The organism is Streptomyces sp. NPDC054956 (assembly GCF_053609185.1).
Genome location: NZ_JBSGXB010000146.1, coordinates 1 through 17,749, shown reverse-complemented (window position 1 = coordinate 17,749; position 17,749 = coordinate 1). Strand labels below are relative to the sequence as shown.

The following is a 17,749-nucleotide window of genomic DNA, read 5'->3' as shown; positions in this document are numbered from 1 at the left end:
CGCCGCCCGACGCGTTGATGCAGGTGTTGCCGAACGCCGGGTTCAGCAGACCGATCACGTTGACGGTGTTGCCGCAGACGTTGACCGGGACGTGGACCGGAACCTGGAGCAGGTTGCCCGACAGGACACCGGGGGAGCCGACCGCCGCACCGTGCGCTCCGGCATCGGCAGCCGCCAGACCCGCACCGGCGGCCAGGGCGCTACCGGCGGCAGCGGTGATGACGAATGCCTTCGCGATACGCGACATCAAGATCTCCTCGTGAGAAATGGGGTGCCGCAGGAACAGAAGTTGCGGCGTTTGACATGGCATACAACGCGGGGGCCGCCCAAGGGTCACGGTCGCTGCGCCGCCGGTGATCCCGAACGCACGGATCTCTCACGCGCGGATCCTCAACTACGTGGTGATCCCGAACCGGGCAGAGGCGAAGACCGGCCGCACCTGGGTGACGGCTCCCGCCGGCAGCACCTGTACCGGGGAGCCCGCGCAGCCCGGCTTCCCGTAGAGCGCCACCGGGCCGCCGGTCTTGTTCGTCACCGCGCGCCCGCCGCCGCCCTTCGCGTCCAGGCAGCCCTTGGGGCCGGTGAAACCGTGCGGCCGGTCGTCCCTGCCGAGGTACTGGAACTCGGGCCCGACGGCCGACGGGGTCCCGAGGGCGGCGGTCGGCCCGTCGGCGGCGTGCGCGCCGCCGCCCGAGGCCGCGGCGGCCGTGGCCGCCAGCAGCAGCACCGGGACCGAGCCGGCCCGTACGAGGCCGCGAACGGCGTGGTGGAGAGAGAGGGATCGCATGCCGGGCCCAACCCGGACCGACCCGGACGGAGTCACGCCTTGTCACCCGTCGCGTGCCTGTGCGACGGTGCGACCTGCCCCGATCGGAAGACCCAGGAGGACGCGATGCCCGCAGCGGCGAGCGATGCCCAGGACCGTGCCCGCCCCCGGGCCCGCACGGCGCACGGACTGGTCGAGGGCCGGACCGGCCCCGGCGGCGTCGCCGTCTTCCGCGGCATCCCCTACGCCGCCCCGCCCGTGGGCGCCCGCCGGTTCGCCGCGCCCGAACCCCCCGAGCCCTGGGAGGGCGTACGCGACGCCGGGGCGTACGGTCCCACCGCGCCCAAGGTGCCCTACCCCGCCCCCTTCGCCGCGCTGCTGCCCGATCCGGACGTCCCCGGGGACGACTGCCTGAACCTCAACGTGTGGACCCCCGCGGGCGCGGAGCGGTCCGGGGCAGGGTTGCCGGTGATGGTCTGGATCCACGGCGGGGCCCTCACCCGGGGCTCCTCGGCCGTCCCCGTCTACGACGGTTCCGCCTTCGCCCGCGACGGCGTGGTGCTCGTCTCCTTCAACTACCGCCTCGGCGTCCTCGGCTACGGGCTCTTCCCCGACGCCCCCGCCAACCGCGGCCTGCTCGACCAGATCGCCGCCCTGACCTGGGTGCGGGAGAACATCGCGGCCTTCGGCGGCGACCCCGGGCGGGTGACCGTGTTCGGCGAGTCCGCCGGGGCCATCAGCATCGGCGCCCTCCTCGCCGCGCCCCGGGCCGCCGGGCTCTTCCACCGGGCCGTCCTGCAGAGCGGCCCTCCCGAGGCCCTGCCGCGCGAGCGGGTCCGTACGATGGTCCGGCGGATGGCCGCGCTGCTCAAGGTCCCCGCCACCGCCGAGGCCTTCACCGCCGCCACCCTGCCCGACCTGCTCGCCGCCCAGGCGGCCGTACTGCGCCGCTCGTCGCCGCTGGTCGGGGGCCCGGCCTTCGGCCTGGTCACCGATCCGGACACGCTGCCCGCCGACCCGCTCGAAGCGGGGGCCGGCACCTCCGTACCGCTGTTGCTGGGCTGGACCGCGGAGGAGCACCGGCTCTGGCTGGCACCGACCGGCGGGATGCGGCTCCTGGACCGGCTGGGCCCGCTCGCCGTGGCCCTGGGCCGCTTCCGCAGCGGCAAGGACCGCGGTGCCGTACGGGCGCTGCGCGCCGAGCGGCCCGGCGCCGGCCCGGCCGACCTCGCCGGGCACCTGCTCACCGACCGGCTGCTGCGCGATCCGCTGCGCGCCCTGGCCGGCGCGCCGGGGCGGAGCGCGCCGAGCTTCGTGTACGAGTTCGCCTGGCCGTCCGGGGTACCGGGCCTCGGGTCCTGCCACGCGCTGGAGCTGGGCTTCGTCTTCGACACCCTGGACGTCCCCGAGGCGTCCTGGCTGGCCGGGCCGGACGCGCCGCGGGAACTGGCCGAGGAGATGCACGCGGCCTGGGTGCGCTTCGCCGTGGACGGGGACCCGGGCTGGGCGCCCTGGAACGGCGAGGGCCCGCCGAAGGTGTTCGGCGGGCCGTCGTCGGTGGAACCGCTGCTGGTTACTCCACGGGTCCTTCCATGACCTTGCTGATGAACTGGATCGGCCCCTCGCCCATGTTGGGCACGTAGGTCTTGGCGTTGTGCTTGCCGCCCTGGATGATCCTCAGGTCGGTGTGGACCGGCCCCTTGCCGTAGGTGGCGATGAACTTCTGCACGTTGGGCAGGGTGTTCTTGTTGGACTCGTCGGTGCCGACCTGGAAGGCCAGGTAGACGTCCGGGCCCTTCTTGTCGATCATCGCCTTGGCCAGCAGCTCGGGGTTGTTCTCCGCCTTCTCCTTGTCGTGTCCCTTCCACAGCGGGGAGTCGGGCACGATGTCCGGACCGGAGCAGATCGCGGCCTTGAACTTGTCCGGGTGCTTCAGCACGGCCTTCAGGCCGGCGAAGCCGCCGGTGGAGGAGCCCATGTAGGCCCAGCCGTCACGGGACTTGACCGTGCGGAAGTTCGCCCGCATCAGGTCCGGGACGTCGTCGGTCAGCCAGGTGCCCATCTTGGGCTGGTCCGGGATGTCGGAGCCGTCCCAGTAGACGCCCTTGTCGTCCGGACCCGGGTTCAGCACCGGCATGGCCAGGATGAAGGGCTTGCTCTTGCCCTCGCTGTACCACTTGCTGATGCTGGCCTGGAGCCCCAGGTCGGTGCCCATCCAGTAGTTCTTCGGATATCCGGCGCCGCCCGGCAGGGCGATCATGACGGGGAAGCCGCTCTTGGCGAACTTCGGGTCGTCGTACTCCTTGGGCGCCCAGACCCAGACCTGGCCCTTGAAGCCGGACTTCTTGCCGTCCAGCGTGGTGACGGCCACGTGCGTGCCGTCGGGCAGGGTCATCGAGTTCTTGAACTCCGCCGCCGGGCCCGTGGGCATCGACATCTTGGAGTTCGGCGGCGGCTTGACGGTGCCGCCGTCGCCCTTGCCGGAACCGGTGGGCGGCTTCCCGAAGGAGACGGCGTCGCCCTTGTCGGTGAAGGGCGGTATCTCGTAGTGGTTCATCACGAGCGCCGCGACACCCGCCAGGGCGAGCACCGAGGCACCCGCGATCACCCACCGCCGGACCCGCGAAGGCCGCCGCCGCTGTTCCCCGGGCCACTCGGGCTCGCCGTAGTGCCCCTGCGGCGCGCCGTTGAACCCCTGCGGTTCGCCGTAGTGCCCCTGCGGCTCACCGTAGGGAGCCGGACCGCCCTGCGGCGGGTACGGCGGGTACGGCTGCTGCTGTCCGTCGGGTGAGTGCGACATGTGCGGTTGGCTCTCCGGCTTGGTGCGACCCCGTTGGGGCGGGGAGGGACTGCTTTCGATCGAAAGAGGAGCTTACGTGCTCGGAGGTTCCGGATTTTTCCGTCTCTTGGTGTTCCGGAGGGCAGGACATTGCCCGACGCGAAAACGGTGAGTGGAGTTCCCGTTCTGTTCGCCAAGTATCTCTGGCCCCTGCACATGCCGCTCGGTACGGTACGTCCGCGCCGCCCCCAGACCCCCCTGCCCGGAGGTAATTCCCGTGTTCGGCATGCCAATTTCACGGTCCCGTCGCAAGACCGCCCTCGCCACCGCCTTCGGCGTCACCGCCGCCGGCGCCGCGCTGTGGGCGGGCATCGGCGCCGCTCAGCCCGCGCACGCGGCAGGCCTGCCCACGCCCGACCACATAGTCGTCGTGGTCTTCGAGAACCACGCCTACAGCCAGGTCATCGGCAGCTCCAGCGCCCCGTACATCAACTCCCTCAAGGCCGGGGGCGCCAACCTGACCCAGTCGTACGGCATCACGCACCCGAGCCAGCCCAACTACCTGCAGCTCTTCTCGGGCTCCAACCAGGGCGTGACCGGCGACAGCTGCTACACGCCGGGCTTCAGCTCCGCGCCCAACCTGGCCTCCGAGCTCATCGCCGCCGGCAAGACCTGGGGCAGCTACAACGAGGGCCTGCCCAGCGCCGGTTCGACCACGTGCAGCAGCGGCAAGTACGCCCGCAAGCACAACCCCTGGTTCGCCTTCTCCAACGTGCCCACCAGCACCGCCAAGACCATGACCCAGTTCCCGACGGACTTCACCACCCTGCCCAAGGTCTCCTTCGTCGTCCCGGACCTGTGCAACGACATGCACGACTGCTCCGTCGGCACCGGCGACACCTGGCTCAAGAACAAGGTCAAGGCCTACGCGGACTGGGCCAAGACCCACAACAGCCTGCTCGTCGTCACCTTCGACGAGGACAACCGGCTCGCCGGCAACAAGATCCCGACCGTGCTCTACGGCCAGCCCGTCACCCCCGGCAGCACGTCGAGCACCACCTACAACCACTACGACATGCTGCGCACCCTCGAAGGCCTCTCCGGCCTGACCACCCACGCGGGCAACGCGGCCACCGCCAAGGACATCACGGGGATCTGGGCCTCCTGACCATGTACGTTGCGGACAGTCGCGCCACCCCGGCGTCCGCCGTGGCCCCAGAGCCGCAGGCCGCCGCCCCGGGCACCCGCCCGGGGCGGCGCGCCGCGCTCGCCCCCACGGTGCTCGCCCTCGGCACGGTCAGCCTCATCACCGACGTCTCCTCGGAGATGGTCACGGCCGTGCTCCCGCTCTACCTCGTCGCCGGGCTCGGGCTCAGCCCGCTCGGCTTCGGACTGCTCGACGGCCTCTACAACGGGGTCAGCGCCCTCGTCCGGCTCACCGGAGGCCATCTCGGCGACCGCTTCGGCCGGCACAAGGCGCTCGCCGGATTCGGCTACGGGCTCTCCGCCCTGTGCAAGCCGCTGCTGCTGCTCGCGCACACCCTGCCCGCCGTCGGGGCCGTCCTCGCCCTCGACCGCACCGGCAAGGGGCTGCGCACCGCCCCGCGCGACGCCCTGATCTCCCTGGCCGCGGCTCCCGAGGAACGCGGCCGGGCCTTCGGCGTGCACCGGGCCATGGACACCGCCGGCGCGCTCATCGGGCCCGTCCTGGCCTTCGCGATCCTGCGCGGCGCCACCGACGGCTACGACGCCGTCTTCACCGTCAGCGCCTGCGTGGCCGCGCTCGGCGTCCTGGTGCTCGTTCTCTTCGTGCCCGGCCGCCGCACCGAGCCCACCGCCGCCGGACCCCCCGTCTCGCTGCGCGCCTCCTTCGGCCTGCTCGGCCGCCGGGACCTGCGCCGGATCAGCCTCTGCGCGCTGCTCCTGGGCCTGTGCACGGTCAGCGACGGCTTCGTCTTCCTGCTGCTCCAGCAGTCCACCGGCATCGCCGACCGCTGGTTCGCCCTGCTGCCCCTGGGTACGGCCGCGGCCTTCTTCCTGCTCGCGCTGCCGCTCGGCCGGCTCGCCGACCGGATCGGCCGCCGGTCCGTCTTCCTCGGCGGCCACCTCGCGCTCCTCGCCGCGTACGGGATCCTCCTGGCCGGTGGGCACCATCCGGCCCTGCCGTACGCCGTCCTCCTCCTGCACGGCGGGTTCTACGCGGCCACCGACGGGGTGCTGATGGCCGCCGCGGCCGGAGCCGTCCCGGAGCGGCACCGGGGCAGCGGACTGGCCCTCGTCCAGACCGGGCAGGCCCTCGCCCGCTTCGCCGCCTCGATCGGATTCGGCGCCGCCTGGACGTACTGGGGAGCCCGCCCCGCCCTGGCCGTCGCCGCCGCGCTGCTGGCCGTCGCCGTCGTGCTCTGCCTCCGGCTGAGGCCGGGCGACGCCGCGCCGGAGCCCACAGCCGCCTGAACCCACCCGCAGATCCCGAAAGGCCCCCACAGATGCCCTTGAAGCGCCGGATCCTGATCCTCGTCTCCGCCGTCGTCCTGCTCGCCGCCATCGGGGCGCTCGCCGTCGTGCGGGCCTCCTCGCGCGCCGAGGAGAAGAACCAGGCCCGGCCGGGCGGGCCGTCGGTCACCCGGGGCGACATATCGCTCGCCCCGGGCGACGGAGGCCGGCGGATCGTGTTCCGGAACATGGCGTGGGGGCCGCACCGCGACGAGCTGGCCACCGCGGCGGCCGACGCGCCCGAAGGCCCCCGTACCGCCTCCGGGGTCAGCTGCCTTCGCTTCCACTCCGCCGCCGGTACCGGGATCTGCCTCCAGGCCGACAAGGGCGGGGTGCAGGATGCCTACAAGGCCGTCGTCCTCGACGCCCGGCTGAAGGAGGTCGCCACCCGCCCGCTGGCCGGCATCCCGACCCGGGCGAGGGTCTCGCCCGGGGGCCACCTGGCCGCCTGGACGGTCTTCGTGGGCGGGGACTCGTACGCCGGCACGAACTTTTCGACCCGGACCTCGTTGCTGGACCTGCGCACCGGGAAGTACGACGCCTCCCTGGAGGAGTTCACGATCCTCAAGGACGGCAAGACCTACCGCAACGCCGACGTGAACTTCTGGGGGGTCACCTTCACCGCCGACGAGCAGGGCTTCTACGCGACCCTCGCCACCGGCGGCCAGACCTACCTGGTCCGCGGCGACCTCGCGGCGCGCACGGTGACCACGCTGCGCGAGAACCTGGAATGCCCGTCCCTGTCGCCCGACGGCACCCGGCTGGTGTTCAAGAAGAGGGTGCCCGGCCTGTCGCCGGACGCACCGTGGCGGCTGTACGTCCTCGACCTCGCCACGATGGCGGAGGCCCCGCTCGCCGAGGAGCGCAGCGTGGACGACCAGGTGGTGTGGACGGACGACAGGACCGTCGTCTACTCGCTGCCCGGGGACTTCGGCGCCGACCTGTACTCCCTGCCCGCCGACGGCGGCGGCGCCCCGGCCCGGCTCATGACGTCGGCCCTCGCCCCCGCCTTCCTCGGCTGACACCGGGAAGAGGGGGCGGGAGCCGCCCGCCGTCCGAGCAGAAGGACCGTTACGCCGGGATGAGCGTCTTGCGGCGCCGCTTGCGCTGGGCGGCCGCCGAGAGGCGCAGCTCGATGATCGACCGCACGGTCGGCCACTCCTCGTCGAGGATCGAGTAGAAGGCCGTACTGCGCACGGCGCCGTCCAGGCCCCGCGAATGGGCCCGGCGGACCCCCTCGCAGGTGAACCCGAGCCGTTCCATCGCGGCGCGCGAGCGTCCGTTGCGGGCGTCCGCGCGCAGCGAGATCCGCCGGACGCCCCAGGTCTCGAAGGCATGGCGGAGCATGAGCAGCTTCGCCTCGGTATTGATGCCGGTCCCCTGGGCCGCCGGGGACAGCCAGGTATTGCCGATCTCGGCGGCATCGGGGATCGCCGTCGCCGGATCGCCGAACGGGACGCCCGGCACGGCGGGCCACACCAGGGGCCCCTGCCAGTAGTCGAGTTCCAGGAACCGGGTCGATCCGACCACCCGGCCGTCGGTGGTTCTGACCACCGCGAACGGGAGAGATCGACCCGCCGCCTGATCGGCGAGGGCACGGTCGATGTACTCGTGGGACGCCTGCACGCCGTGGGGTACGGGGGTGAAGGCGTAAGTCGTACGATCCTCGGCCCCGGCCATGGCCAAGGCCTCGGTGTGGTGGGGGGCGAGGGGCTCGAGCCGCACGGAGCGGCCGGCGAGGAGTACGGGTACGGGCACGGAGCCTTCGGTCCTTCTGGGCGGTGGGGTGGTTGCACAGTCTGCGTCCCTGACGTCGCCCCCCGTGCAAAACACGGGTGAAAGGCAACGGGCTGTCAGGTGAACGCGAGTGGCTCAATGTAGCCCCTTAGAGTCCTCTCATGAACCCCCAAATTGGCAATGGCGTGAACCTCTTTTTCGAGGACTTGGGTCCCCGCGACGGAGCCCCCGTAATCCTGATCCACGGACATCCGTTCAACCGAACGATGTGGGACCCCCAGACGGCCGCCCTGACCGCGGCGGGTTACCGTGTGATCACCCCTGACCTGCGGGGATACGGGCAGAGCCCGGTCGTGCCCGGCAAGACCCTGCTCGCCGGCTTCGCCGACGACCTGGCCGCGCTGCTCGACCGTCTGGGCGTCGAACGGGCGGTCGTCGGCGGTGTGTCCATGGGCGGGCAGATCGCCATGGAGATACGGCTGCGCCACCCGGGTCTGGTACGGGCCCTCGTACTCTCCGACACCTCCTCGCCGCCGGAGACGGAGGACGGCAAGGCCTTCCGCCGGAACCTCGCCGAGCGGCTGCTCACGGAGGGCATGAAGCCCTACACCGACGAGGTCATCGACAAGATGCTCGCGCCGTACAACGTGACCGGGATGCCCGAGACCGCGGCCAAGGTCACCGCGATGATGTACGCGACCGACCCCGAGGGCGCGGCCGCCGCGCTGCGCGGGCGGGCCGAGCGGCCCGACTACGCCCCGGTGCTCGCGGAGCTGCCCGCCGAGGTGCCCTGCCTGATCGTGGTCGGCCGGGACGACGTGTACACGCCCGTCGCCGAGGCCGAGTCCCTGCACGCCCTGGTCCCGCACTCCGTGCTCACCGTCGTGGAGCGGGCCGGGCACCTGCCGGGCGTGGAGCAGCCGGAGGCCTTCAACCGGGCGCTGCTGGAGTTCCTCGGGGCCCTCTGACGGCCTCCGGTCTCCCGGCGGGGGACTCCGATGGGGGACTCCGGCGGGGGCCTTCGAGGGGCCCTTCGGAGGGATCGTCCGGCGGGCCCTTCGGCCGTCCGGTGGGTGCCGAACGGTGCTACCGGACGGCCGGCCGCCGGTGTCAGTCTGTCTGCAGGGTGGTGCGCAGCCGGTAGCGGTCCCCGCTGTACTCCACCGTGGACAGCAGCAGCGGCCGCTGGTCGCGCGTGTACACGGTCTGGTCGAGGACGAGTACGGGCGCGCCCTCGGCGATGCCCAGGTGCGCGGCGAGCTCCCCGTCGGCGTTGCGCGCCTCGATGGTGGCCTCGGCGCGGTCGGGCTCGACGCCCCAGCGGCGCAGCTCCTCGAAGAGCGAGGTCTCGCGGAAGTCGGTGCGGACGAGGTCGGGCGCGAGGCCGACGACGACCAGGGTCCGGTCGAGGGCGATCCGGACGTCGTTGAGCAGCCGGACCCGCTCCAGGAGCAGCAGCGGGGTGCCTGCGGGCACGCCGAGGCGGTCGGCGTCGTCCAGGGACGCCGTGACCGTCTCGTGGCGCAGGACGACCGAGCTGGCGCGCATGTGCTTGCGGCGGGCGGTGGCGGTGAAGGACTCCAGGTCCTTGGGCCACTCGCGGGCCGGCGCGGGCGCCACGGGCGCCGCGACGAACCAGCCGCGCCCGTGGGAGGCCGTGACCAGCCCCTGCTCGACGAGGTGGCCGAGCGCGCGGCGCAGGGTGACGCGGGACACGTCCAGCCGGGTGCAGAGCTCGCGCTCGGGCGGCAGCTTGCTGCCCGCCGACAGGCCGCGCCGGGCGATCTCCTCGCGGATCCGGTCCGCCGCCTGGGACCACAGGGGGTCGGCGGTGCGGACGGGCGAGGTGGTGGCGGCGGCGATGGCAGGGTCGTCGGTCATGGCCCGAACCATACCACTTGCTACCACTTGGTTTCGGCTTACGGCCTCGGGTTAAGGGGACCTTCGGCCCCACCTTGATGTTTTCCATAAGACCACTACAGACCACCGTTGACCAATTCAAAACCACTGGCTACCTTCGAGCCGTACCCACCCCCCCCGCTCGACGAGGAGTTACCCGCGATGAGTACGGCCACAGTCCCGGCCAGCGCGCCGGCCGCCGGAAGGAAGCAGGGCCGGATCATGCCGGTCCTGCAGCGCATCGGCCGAAGCCTGATGCTGCCCGTGGCCACGCTGCCGGCCGCCGCCCTGCTGACCCGGCTCGGCGGCGCCGACCTGCTGGGACGCGAGAACTTCCCGCTCCTCGTACGCAAGCTCGCGATGGTGCTGGCCGCGGCCGGAGACACGGTCTTCGCCAACCTGCCGCTGCTCTTCGCGGTCGGCGTGGCCATCGGCTTCGCCAAGAAGTCCGACGGCTCCACGGCGCTGTCCGCCGTGGTCGGCTACCTGGTCTTCAAGGCCGTACTGGCCAGCCCCGCCTTCCCCAAGGGGGTGGACGGCGAGCCGCTCGACGCCAAGGTCCTCGGCGGCATCGTGATGGGCCTGGTCGCGGCCCTCCTCTACCAGCGGTTCAGCCGGACCAAGCTCCCCGAGTGGCTCGGCTTCTTCGGCGGACGCCGGCTCGTACCCATCCTGAGCGCCTTCGCGGGCGTCGGCATCGGAGTGGTATTCGGAGTGGTATGGCCGACCGTCGGAGGCTGGTTCTTCCACTTCGGCGAATGGCTGGTCGGCACCGGCGCCTGGGGCGCGGGCCTCTTCGGCCTCGTCGTCCGGGCCCTCATCCCGATCGGGATGCACCACTTCTTCTCGGTCTTCCCCTGGTTCGAGGCCGGCAGCTACGTCAACCCGGCCACCGGCACCGAGGTCCACGGCGACATCGCACGCTTCCTCGCGGGCGACCCGACCGCCGGACAGTTCATGACCGGCGGGTTCCCGATCTACATGTTCGCGCTCCCGGCGGCGGCCATGGCCATCGCGCACACCGCCCGCCCCGAGAACCGCACCATGATCAAGGGCATGATGATCTCGGTCGCCCTGACCTCCTTCGTCACCGGCGTCACCGAGCCCATCGAATTCGCCTTCATGTTCGTGGCCCCGCTCCTGTACGCGGTGCACGCCTTCCTCTTCGGCGTCTCGATGGCCGTCTGCTACGCGCTGGGCATCCGCGACGGCTTCGGGTTCTCCTCCGGCGCCATCGACTACGTCGTCAACTACGGCATCGCCACCAAGCCCTGGATGCTCATACCGATCGGCCTGGCCTTCGCCGCGATCTACTACGTGCTCTTCCGCTGGGCGATCGTGAAGTTCGACCTCCCGACGCCGGGCCGCGAACGCGACGAGGACTCCCAGCCGGACGCCAAGGCCGACGCCACCGCCTGATCCCGGCCGACCGCACCGACCTCCCCAGACTCCTAAGGACCCCCCCACCATGTCCGGATCCCGCATCACCTTCCTCGAAGGCCAGGCCGGCCAGGGCGCAGCCCTCGCCCGGATCGCCGACCGCGTCCGCACCCAGCTGGCCTCCCCGGAGCTCGCCGGGCTGCGCGCCGCCGAACGCCCCCTCTTCACCGGCATCGGCGCCTCGTACGCCGCCCTCGCCGTTCCCGTACAGCAGCTGCGCGAAGCCGGGATCGTCACCCAGCGCGTCCTGTCCAGCGAGATCGAGACCGGCACCGCCGGCTTCGACACCGACTGCCTGATCGCCGTCTCCCAGGGCGGCCGCAGCTCCGAGACCATCGCCGCCTTCGAGTGCGCCGCACCCGGCATCACGAAGACCGCGCTGCTCAACGTCGTCCCCTCGCCGCTCGGCGACCTCGCCGACCTCACCGTCGACCTCGGCAACGAGCCCGACTCCTACGCCTCGACCGTGGGCTACACCGGCACCGTCGTCGCCCTCGACCTGATCGCCGGCGCCGTCGCCGGGCGCGAGGGCGACCCGTGGGGCGACATCGAGGAGCAGACCACCGCGGTCCACCGGCAGGCCACCGGGATCGTGGCCGGCCTGCGGGAGCGCGGCGCCCGCTGCATCGCCTCCGACGGCGTGGCGGCCGGGGCCTCCCGGGCCTCCGCCGAGGAGGGCGCGCTGCTGCTGCGCGAGGTGGTGCGGATGACCGCGGCCGCCTCGGCGACCCGCAACTACCTGCACGGGGAGATGGAGTCGGCGGGCAACACCCTGCACCTCGTCTACGGAGACGGACGCGAGATCGAGCTGGCCCGCTCGCTGGCGGGCGCCGGCCACCTGACGCTGCTGATCACGGCCGCCGAGGTGGCGCCGGCGGACGACCTGTCGGTCGTCCGGCTGCCCGAGGTCGCGGACGCGGTCCGGGTGGTCCTGGAGACGGTGGTCCTGCAGGAGCTGGTCGCCCAGCTCAGCGCCGAGCGGGACGTCCCGATCGAGTCCTTCGTCTTCGCCAACGACGACACCAAGCAGGGCGGCCTCGACATGTCCGACTTCGAGGTCGCGGCCTTCACCCCGACCGCGCAGGCCTAGAGCCCGCCCCCGGACCGGTCCCGACTCCGGTACCGGTCCGGGGGACACGCCGGTCGCGCCGCGGGCCGGCGCGGTGAGATCATCGGCGGATGGACACGGAGCAAGGGCTGGACGGCGTACTGCGGCAACTGCGGTCCGTCGGACCGTTCTTCACCGTGGCGTACGGGAAGGAGCCGCCCGGGCCCGGCTTCCGGCCGCTCGGCGAGCTGTACGGGGAGCAACTCGGGCCCTACGTGGACGAGGTGGGGCGGCGGATCGGCAGCGGGCCGGGGCGCGTGGCCGCTTCGACCGCGCAGTTCGGGATCGTCTCGAGGCTCTGGTCGACGGCGCTCGGCTGCGCGGTGCTGTCCGGCCGGGTGCCCGACCTCGGAACCGGCCGCGTGTGGTGGCGGCTGCCCGGCGCGGGATCGCTGGAGCTGTGGCTGCCCGAGCCCGTCGAACTGCCGGGGAAGACGCCGGCGCGTGCCCTGGCGGACAGCGTCCTGGGGAACCTCGCCGTACTGGACGCCGCCCTGCGCGAGCGGTTCGCCGTCTCGCCCCGGGTGCTGCGCGGCAACACCGCCTCCGGGCTGGTCGGCGCCGTCCGGGTGCTCACCGACCGGGTGCCGGGGGAGGAGGCGGCGAACCTGGCGGGCGTACTGCTCGCCGACGACGGGCCGCTCGGCGGCACCGGTACCTACCTCCACGAACCCGGCCTCGGGGTGGCCTTCGTACGGCGCAGCTGCTGTCTGTACTACAAGGTCCCGGGCGGCGGCCTCTGCGGGGACTGCGTGCTGCGCAACGGATAGCGGGGGACCACGGGGCGGCAGCCCCGCGGTCCCCCGCGACAGCACGTGGAACCGATCGACTAGAAGGTCAGGTTCCAGGCGTCGATCTTGCCGGTGTCCGCGTTGGCGTTGTCGTTCACACGGAGCTTCCAGTCGCCGTTCGCGACCTCGGAGGAGGCGTTGACGGTGAAGGTCTGGATGATGTTGTCCGTGCCGCCGCCGGCCCGGTTGCTCAGGGTGTACACCGTGCCGTCCGGGGCCACGAGGTCGACCTTGAGGTCACCGATGTAGGTGTGCTTGATGTCCACGCCCACCTTGAGGGTGGCCGGCGCGTTGCCGGTCACGCCGGTGACGGTGATGGGGCTCTCCACCGTGGCGTTGTCGTTGATCGCGAAGTCGCCGAGGTTCTCGAAGTACTTCCCGGGCGGCGGGGTGGCGCCGACCGCCTTCAGCGCGTCGACCTGGCCCTCGCCGAAGAACCCGTTGTTGGCCGTCGTACCGGTGCAGCGGCTGTCCGACGGGCAGGCGACGTCGTTGGCCTGGGTGGCCAGCTTGTCGCGGATCTGCGCCGGCGTGATGCCCGGGTTGGCACTGGCGATCAGCGCCGCGACGCCCGCGACGTGCGGGGAGGCCATCGAGGTGCCGCTCTTGGTGCTGTAACCGCCGCCGGGAGCGGTGGAGTAGACGTTGCTGCCCGGAGCGGCGACGTCGATGATGCCCTGGCCGAAGTTGGAGAACGAGGCCTTGGTGACGCCGGTGCCGTTCGCCGCGACCGTGACCACGCCCGGGAGCTCGGTCGGGATGTCCATGCACGCGTTGGTGATGGTGCGGGTGGTCGGGGTCGAGTCGTTCGGGCTCGCCGAGTCCGTGGTCTTGTGGGCGAGGTCGTAGTTCTCGTTGCCCGCCGCGGCGACCTGGAGCGAGCCCTTGCTCTCCGCGTACTCCTGGGCACGCTTGACGCCCTCGATGATGGCGGCCTGGTCGATGTTGTCCGGGCAGTTGAACTGCCACGGGTCCGTGTAATAGCTGTTGTTGGTGACCTTGAACCCGTGGTCGCCGGACCACACGAAGGCGCAGATGGTGTTCTCGGCGAAGAAGAACGAGTTGCCCGGCTCGGCCACGCGGACCGAGGCGATCTTCACGCCGGGGGCCACGCCGACGACGCCCTTGCCGTTCTTGGCGGCGGCGACGGTGCCCGCCACGTGCGTGCCGTGGGTGTCCACGTCGCGCCAGGCGCCGACCCGGGTGTCCGGCTTGCCGTAGGCGCAGGAGGCGGAGTCGGCGGCGTTGAAGTTCGGCGCCAGGTCCTGGTGCTGGTCGTCCACACCGGTGTCCAGGATGCCGACCTTGACGGTGGCCGAGCCGGGGTTCACGGCCCAGGCCTGGTCGGCCTTGATCTGGCTCATGTCGGCGCGCACGGGCTCGCCCGCGGCGGTCGAGGACTGCGCCGGGTTGGCGGGCAGCGCCGGGTTGTAGGCGTCGGCCGGGACGTCCGAGGTGCGCGTGGCGCCGACCTTCTGGACCCCGCTGACCCCGCGCATGGTGGCGGCGAAGCTCGAGGAGGTCGAGTGGGCGACGATCACGCCGATGGAGTCGAAGTACGAGAAGACCGTGCCGCCGTTGGCGGCGACGGCCGAGCGGACCGCCGAGCTGTCACCGGCGGCGGTGATCACCAGGTAGGCGCGGGTGCCTGCGGCCCAGGTCGCACTCTGGGAAGCGGGCGCCGCGGCCGGAGCCTTGGCGGGTGCGGAGGTGACCGGGGTTCCGGCCGGTGAGACGGGCGCGGTGCCGGCGAGAGCGGCCGGAGCACCGAAGGCCAGCGCGCCGAGGGCGGCGGCCAGCACGAGGGTACGTCGAGGTCGGCTGGATATGTGGGGTATCAATGCGTCCTCCGAAGACGGCCCGGCGGTGCGGGTGGCACCTACCGGGCCGTACGAAACGAGTGGTGGACGCAAGATGTCAGACGTCTGCCCCGATATGGAAGTACCTTTTACCGCAGGACACTTCATCGTTGCTTGGCTGAAAATCGCCGTTGGGCGAGGTGTCGGAACCGGCCGGACTGGGCACCGTGGGGGCGAACCCTGTCCGGCCGGTCCCTCCGGGCGCGTCCGCTATGCGGGTACGCCGTCCTTGGTACCGCCCGGCTGGGCGGGTACGGCGGGGCTCGGACCGTGGCCGTCGTCGGTGAGCGTGGTCTCGTCGAAGGGCAGCCGACCGGCGAGGACTTCGGTGGCCCGGGCCCGGTCGAACTCCTTGGTCCAGGTGCCGATCAGCACGGTCGCGATCGCGTTGCCCGCGAAGTTCGTCAGGGCCCGCGCCTCGCTCATGAACCGGTCGATGCCCACGATCAGGCCGACCCCGTCGACCAGTTCCGGCCGGTGCGACTGGAGTCCGCCCGCGAGGGTGGCCAGTCCGGCGCCCGTCACCCCGGCCGCGCCCTTCGAGGCCACGATCATGAACAGCAGCAGGGAGATCTGCTCGCCCAGCGCGAGGGGTTTGCCCATCGCCTCCGCGACGAACAGCGAGGACATCGTCAGGTAGATCGCGGTCCCGTCCAGGTTGAACGAGTAGCCCGTCGGGACCGTGATGCCGACCACCGGCCGGGAGACTCCGACGTGTTCCATCTTCGCGATCAGCCGGGGCAGTGCCGACTCGGAGGAGGAGGTGGACAGGATCAGCAGGAACTCCCGGCCCAGGTAGCGCAGCAGGGAGAAGACGCTGATGCCCGTACACAGTCTGAGCAGCGTGCCGAGGACCACGAACACGAAGAGCAGGCACGTGGTGTAGAAGCCGATCATGATGACCGCCAGGGATTTCAGCGCGTCCATCCCGGTCGCTCCGACCACCGCCGCGATGGCACCGAACGCGCCCACCGGAGCCGCCCACATGATCATCGCGAGCACCCGGAACACCAGCTTCTGCACGTGCCCGATCCCGCGCAGCACCGGTTCGCCGGCCGTGCCCATCGCCTGGAGCGCGAACCCGCACAGCAGCGCCACCAGCAGGGTCTGCAGCACCTCGCCCCCGGTGAAGGCCGACACCAGCGTGGTCGGGATGATCCCCAGCAGGAACTCGGGAGTGGTCTTGGCGCCGCCCGCCTTGGCCTGCGCCTCGCCCGCGTGCTTGGCGGCCTCGGTCAGGTGCAGGCCGCTGCCCGGGTCCAGCAGGTTGCCCACCAGGAGGCCGATGGCCAGCGCCACCGTGGACATCACCATGAAGTAGCCGAGCGCCAGCCCGCCCACCGCGCCGACCTTGGCGGCCTTGCGGACCGACCCGATGCCCAGCACGATGGTGCAGAAGATCACCGGCGAGATCATCATCTTGATCAGGTTGACGAAACCGGTGCCCAGCGGCTTGAGCTCCACGGCCGTGCCGGGTGCGGCGAAGCCGACGGCGATGCCGAGCAGCACCGCGCCGATCACCGCGATGTACAGATAGTGCGTCTTGTCGCGTCTGGCCGACACGCTGCCTCCTGGTGGTGCACGTCGCCTCCAGGTGGTGAAGGCGTCCCGGGAGACCATCGCCCGCCGCTGTGACCCCGGTCACCCTTGCGTTCATTGAGTTCACGCCCGGGTGCACACTGAGCGCCATGTTCCGCTTCCTCCGGCCGCCGCGCAGCCTCGCCGGCCAGCTCTTCGCCATGCAGGTGGTGCTGGTCGCCGTGGTCGTCGCCGGGTGCGCCGTCTTCGCGTACGCGACCGCCCGCGGCCAGGCGCAGGAGGCGGCCCGGCGCCAGGCCGGGGCCGTGGCCCGCGCGGTCGCGGACTCGCCCTCCGTCCGGGAGGCGGTACGGGAGGCCGTGCGCGGGAGCGGCGGTCCGGGCGGGCCCTCCGAGGCCCTGCAGCCCTACGCGGAGCGGGTTCGCGTCGACGCGGGCGTGGACTTCGTCACGATCATGGCTCCGGACGGACGCCGCTGGACCCACCCCGACCCGCGGCGCATCGGCGAGCACTTCATGGGCAACACCGCCCCCGCGCTGCGCGGCGAGACCTTCGGGGAGACCTACACCGGCACCCTCGGCCCCTCCATCCGCGTGGTCACCCCGATCGTGGACGACGGCCGCGTCATCGGCATGGTCGCCTCGGGCATCACCGTCCGCGCGGTCAGCGCCCGGCTCGCCGCGCAGCTCTCCGCGCTGGCCTGGGTGGCCGGCGGGGCGCTGGCCCTGGGCGGGGCGGGAACGTACGTGGTCAACGCGCGGCTGCGCCGCCACACCCACGGGATGAACGCCGGCGAGCTGAGCCGGATGTACGACTACCACCAGGCCGCCCTGCACGGGGTCCGCGAAGGACTCCTGATGCTCGACGGGCAGCGCAGGATCACCCTCGTGAACGACGCCGGCCGCGAACTCCTCGGGCTGCGAGGGAAGATCAAGGGGACCGGCGTCGCCGAACTCGGCCTGCCCGCCCCGCTCACCGGGGCGCTGCTCGCCGACCGGCCCCGGGTGGACGAGGTGCACCTGACCGCCGACCGGGTGCTCGTGCTCAACAGCGCCCCCGTCGCGGGAGGCGGCCGCCGCGGCACCGTGATCACCCTGCGCGACCACACCGAACTCCAGGTCCTCGCCGGAGAACTGGACCACGAGCGCGGATTCACCCAGGCGCTGCGCGCGCAGGCCCACGAGGCGGCCAACCGGCTGCACACCGTGGTCTCGCTCATCGAACTCGGCCGCACGGAGGAGGCGGTGGAGTTCGCCACCGCCGAACTGCGCCTCGCCCAGGCGCTCACGGACGAGGTGGTCACGGCGGTCGGCGAGCCGGTGCTCGTGGCCCTGCTGC

16 protein-coding genes are annotated in these 17,749 nt (G+C 72.1%); 9 read left to right on the top strand and 7 right to left on the bottom strand.

Annotation, left to right across the window (positions count from 1 at the left end; all coding sequences use genetic code 11):
* Both ACWGDE_RS22330 and ACWGDE_RS22325 read right to left on the bottom strand, forming a co-directional pair.
* Positions 1–247, bottom strand: a 247-nt coding sequence (locus ACWGDE_RS22330; protein ID WP_453390757.1) for a chaplin, incomplete at its 3' end; no start/stop codon positions are given.
* 147 nt (positions 248–394) lie between these two features.
* Positions 395–787: a hypothetical protein gene (locus ACWGDE_RS22325; RefSeq protein ID WP_453390756.1), complete on the bottom strand. Its 393-nt coding sequence runs from the start codon at positions 785–787 to the stop codon at positions 395–397.
* A gap of 105 nt (positions 788–892) precedes the next feature.
* Here ACWGDE_RS22325 and ACWGDE_RS22320 point away from each other — a divergent pair, with 105 nt between their 5' ends.
* Entirely contained in the window at positions 893–2,362 is a 1,470-nt protein-coding gene (locus ACWGDE_RS22320; protein WP_453390755.1) for a carboxylesterase/lipase family protein, read from the top strand.
* Here ACWGDE_RS22320 and ACWGDE_RS22315 read toward each other — a convergent pair.
* Positions 2,340–3,566 (bottom strand): alpha/beta hydrolase, encoded by a 1,227-nt coding sequence (locus ACWGDE_RS22315; RefSeq protein WP_453390754.1) that lies wholly within the window; start codon positions 3,564–3,566, stop codon positions 2,340–2,342. The two genes, ACWGDE_RS22320 and ACWGDE_RS22315, sit on opposite strands and share 23 nt — an antisense overlap.
* Positions 3,567–3,831: 265 nt before the next feature.
* On the opposite strand from ACWGDE_RS22315, the gene ACWGDE_RS22310 reads away from it, so the two are divergent.
* Genes ACWGDE_RS22310 through ACWGDE_RS22300 form a run of 3 tightly spaced genes read left to right on the top strand, consistent with a single transcriptional unit; the run spans position 3,832 to position 7,060 of the window.
* The gene (locus tag ACWGDE_RS22310) at positions 3,832–4,713 is read left to right on the top strand and encodes an alkaline phosphatase family protein (protein WP_453390753.1); all 882 of its coding nucleotides are present in this window, start codon (positions 3,832–3,834) and stop codon (positions 4,711–4,713) included.
* Between the two features lie 2 nt (positions 4,714–4,715).
* Complete coding sequence (locus ACWGDE_RS22305) at positions 4,716–5,999, top strand: MFS transporter (protein WP_453390752.1); 1,284 nt, start codon at positions 4,716–4,718, stop codon at positions 5,997–5,999.
* Positions 6,000–6,031: 32 nt separating this feature from the next.
* Positions 6,032–7,060 carry a TolB family protein gene (locus tag ACWGDE_RS22300; protein WP_453390751.1) on the top strand — a complete coding sequence of 343 codons (1,029 nt, stop codon included), beginning with the start codon at positions 6,032–6,034 and terminating at the stop codon, positions 7,058–7,060.
* A gap of 49 nt (positions 7,061–7,109) precedes the next feature.
* Here ACWGDE_RS22300 and ACWGDE_RS22295 read toward each other — a convergent pair whose 3' ends face one another.
* Positions 7,110–7,796 carry a GNAT family N-acetyltransferase gene (locus tag ACWGDE_RS22295; RefSeq protein WP_453390750.1) on the bottom strand — a complete coding sequence of 229 codons (687 nt, stop codon included), beginning with the start codon at positions 7,794–7,796 and terminating at the stop codon, positions 7,110–7,112.
* A gap of 140 nt (positions 7,797–7,936) precedes the next feature.
* On the opposite strand from ACWGDE_RS22295, the gene ACWGDE_RS22290 reads away from it, so the two are divergent.
* The gene (locus tag ACWGDE_RS22290; RefSeq protein WP_453390749.1) at positions 7,937–8,743 is read left to right on the top strand and encodes an alpha/beta fold hydrolase; all 807 of its coding nucleotides are present in this window, start codon (positions 7,937–7,939) and stop codon (positions 8,741–8,743) included.
* A 142-nt stretch (positions 8,744–8,885) separates the two neighbouring features.
* Here ACWGDE_RS22290 and ACWGDE_RS22285 read toward each other — a convergent pair whose 3' ends face one another.
* On the bottom strand, positions 8,886–9,656 hold the full coding sequence (locus tag ACWGDE_RS22285; RefSeq protein ID WP_453390748.1) for a GntR family transcriptional regulator: 771 nt from the start codon (positions 9,654–9,656) through the stop codon (positions 8,886–8,888).
* A 180-nt stretch (positions 9,657–9,836) separates the two neighbouring features.
* Between ACWGDE_RS22285 and ACWGDE_RS22280 the strand changes: the two genes are divergently transcribed.
* From ACWGDE_RS22280 to ACWGDE_RS22270, 3 genes are all read left to right on the top strand, one after another.
* A complete protein-coding gene (locus ACWGDE_RS22280; protein WP_453390747.1) occupies positions 9,837–11,093 on the top strand; it encodes a PTS transporter subunit EIIC in 1,257 nt (418 codons plus the stop codon).
* 49 nt (positions 11,094–11,142) lie between these two features.
* Entirely contained in the window at positions 11,143–12,204 is a 1,062-nt protein-coding gene (locus tag ACWGDE_RS22275; protein ID WP_453390746.1) for an SIS domain-containing protein, read from the top strand.
* 89 nt (positions 12,205–12,293) lie between these two features.
* Complete coding sequence (locus ACWGDE_RS22270) at positions 12,294–12,992, top strand: (2Fe-2S)-binding protein (RefSeq protein ID WP_453390745.1); 699 nt, start codon at positions 12,294–12,296, stop codon at positions 12,990–12,992.
* Positions 12,993–13,051: 59 nt separating this feature from the next.
* Here the strand turns inward: ACWGDE_RS22270 and ACWGDE_RS22265 are convergent, their stop codons facing one another.
* Positions 13,052–14,815 (bottom strand): S8 family peptidase, encoded by a 1,764-nt coding sequence (locus ACWGDE_RS22265; RefSeq protein ID WP_453390744.1) that lies wholly within the window; start codon positions 14,813–14,815, stop codon positions 13,052–13,054.
* 267 nt (positions 14,816–15,082) lie between these two features.
* Positions 15,083–16,492, bottom strand: a complete 1,410-nt coding sequence (locus ACWGDE_RS22260; protein ID WP_453390743.1) for a cation:dicarboxylate symporter family transporter — start codon at positions 16,490–16,492, stop codon at positions 15,083–15,085.
* 68 nt (positions 16,493–16,560) lie between these two features.
* On the opposite strand from ACWGDE_RS22260, the gene ACWGDE_RS22255 reads away from it, so the two are divergent.
* Positions 16,561–17,749, top strand: a 1,189-nt coding sequence (locus ACWGDE_RS22255) for a PAS domain-containing protein (RefSeq protein ID WP_453390742.1), incomplete at its 3' end; no start/stop codon positions are given.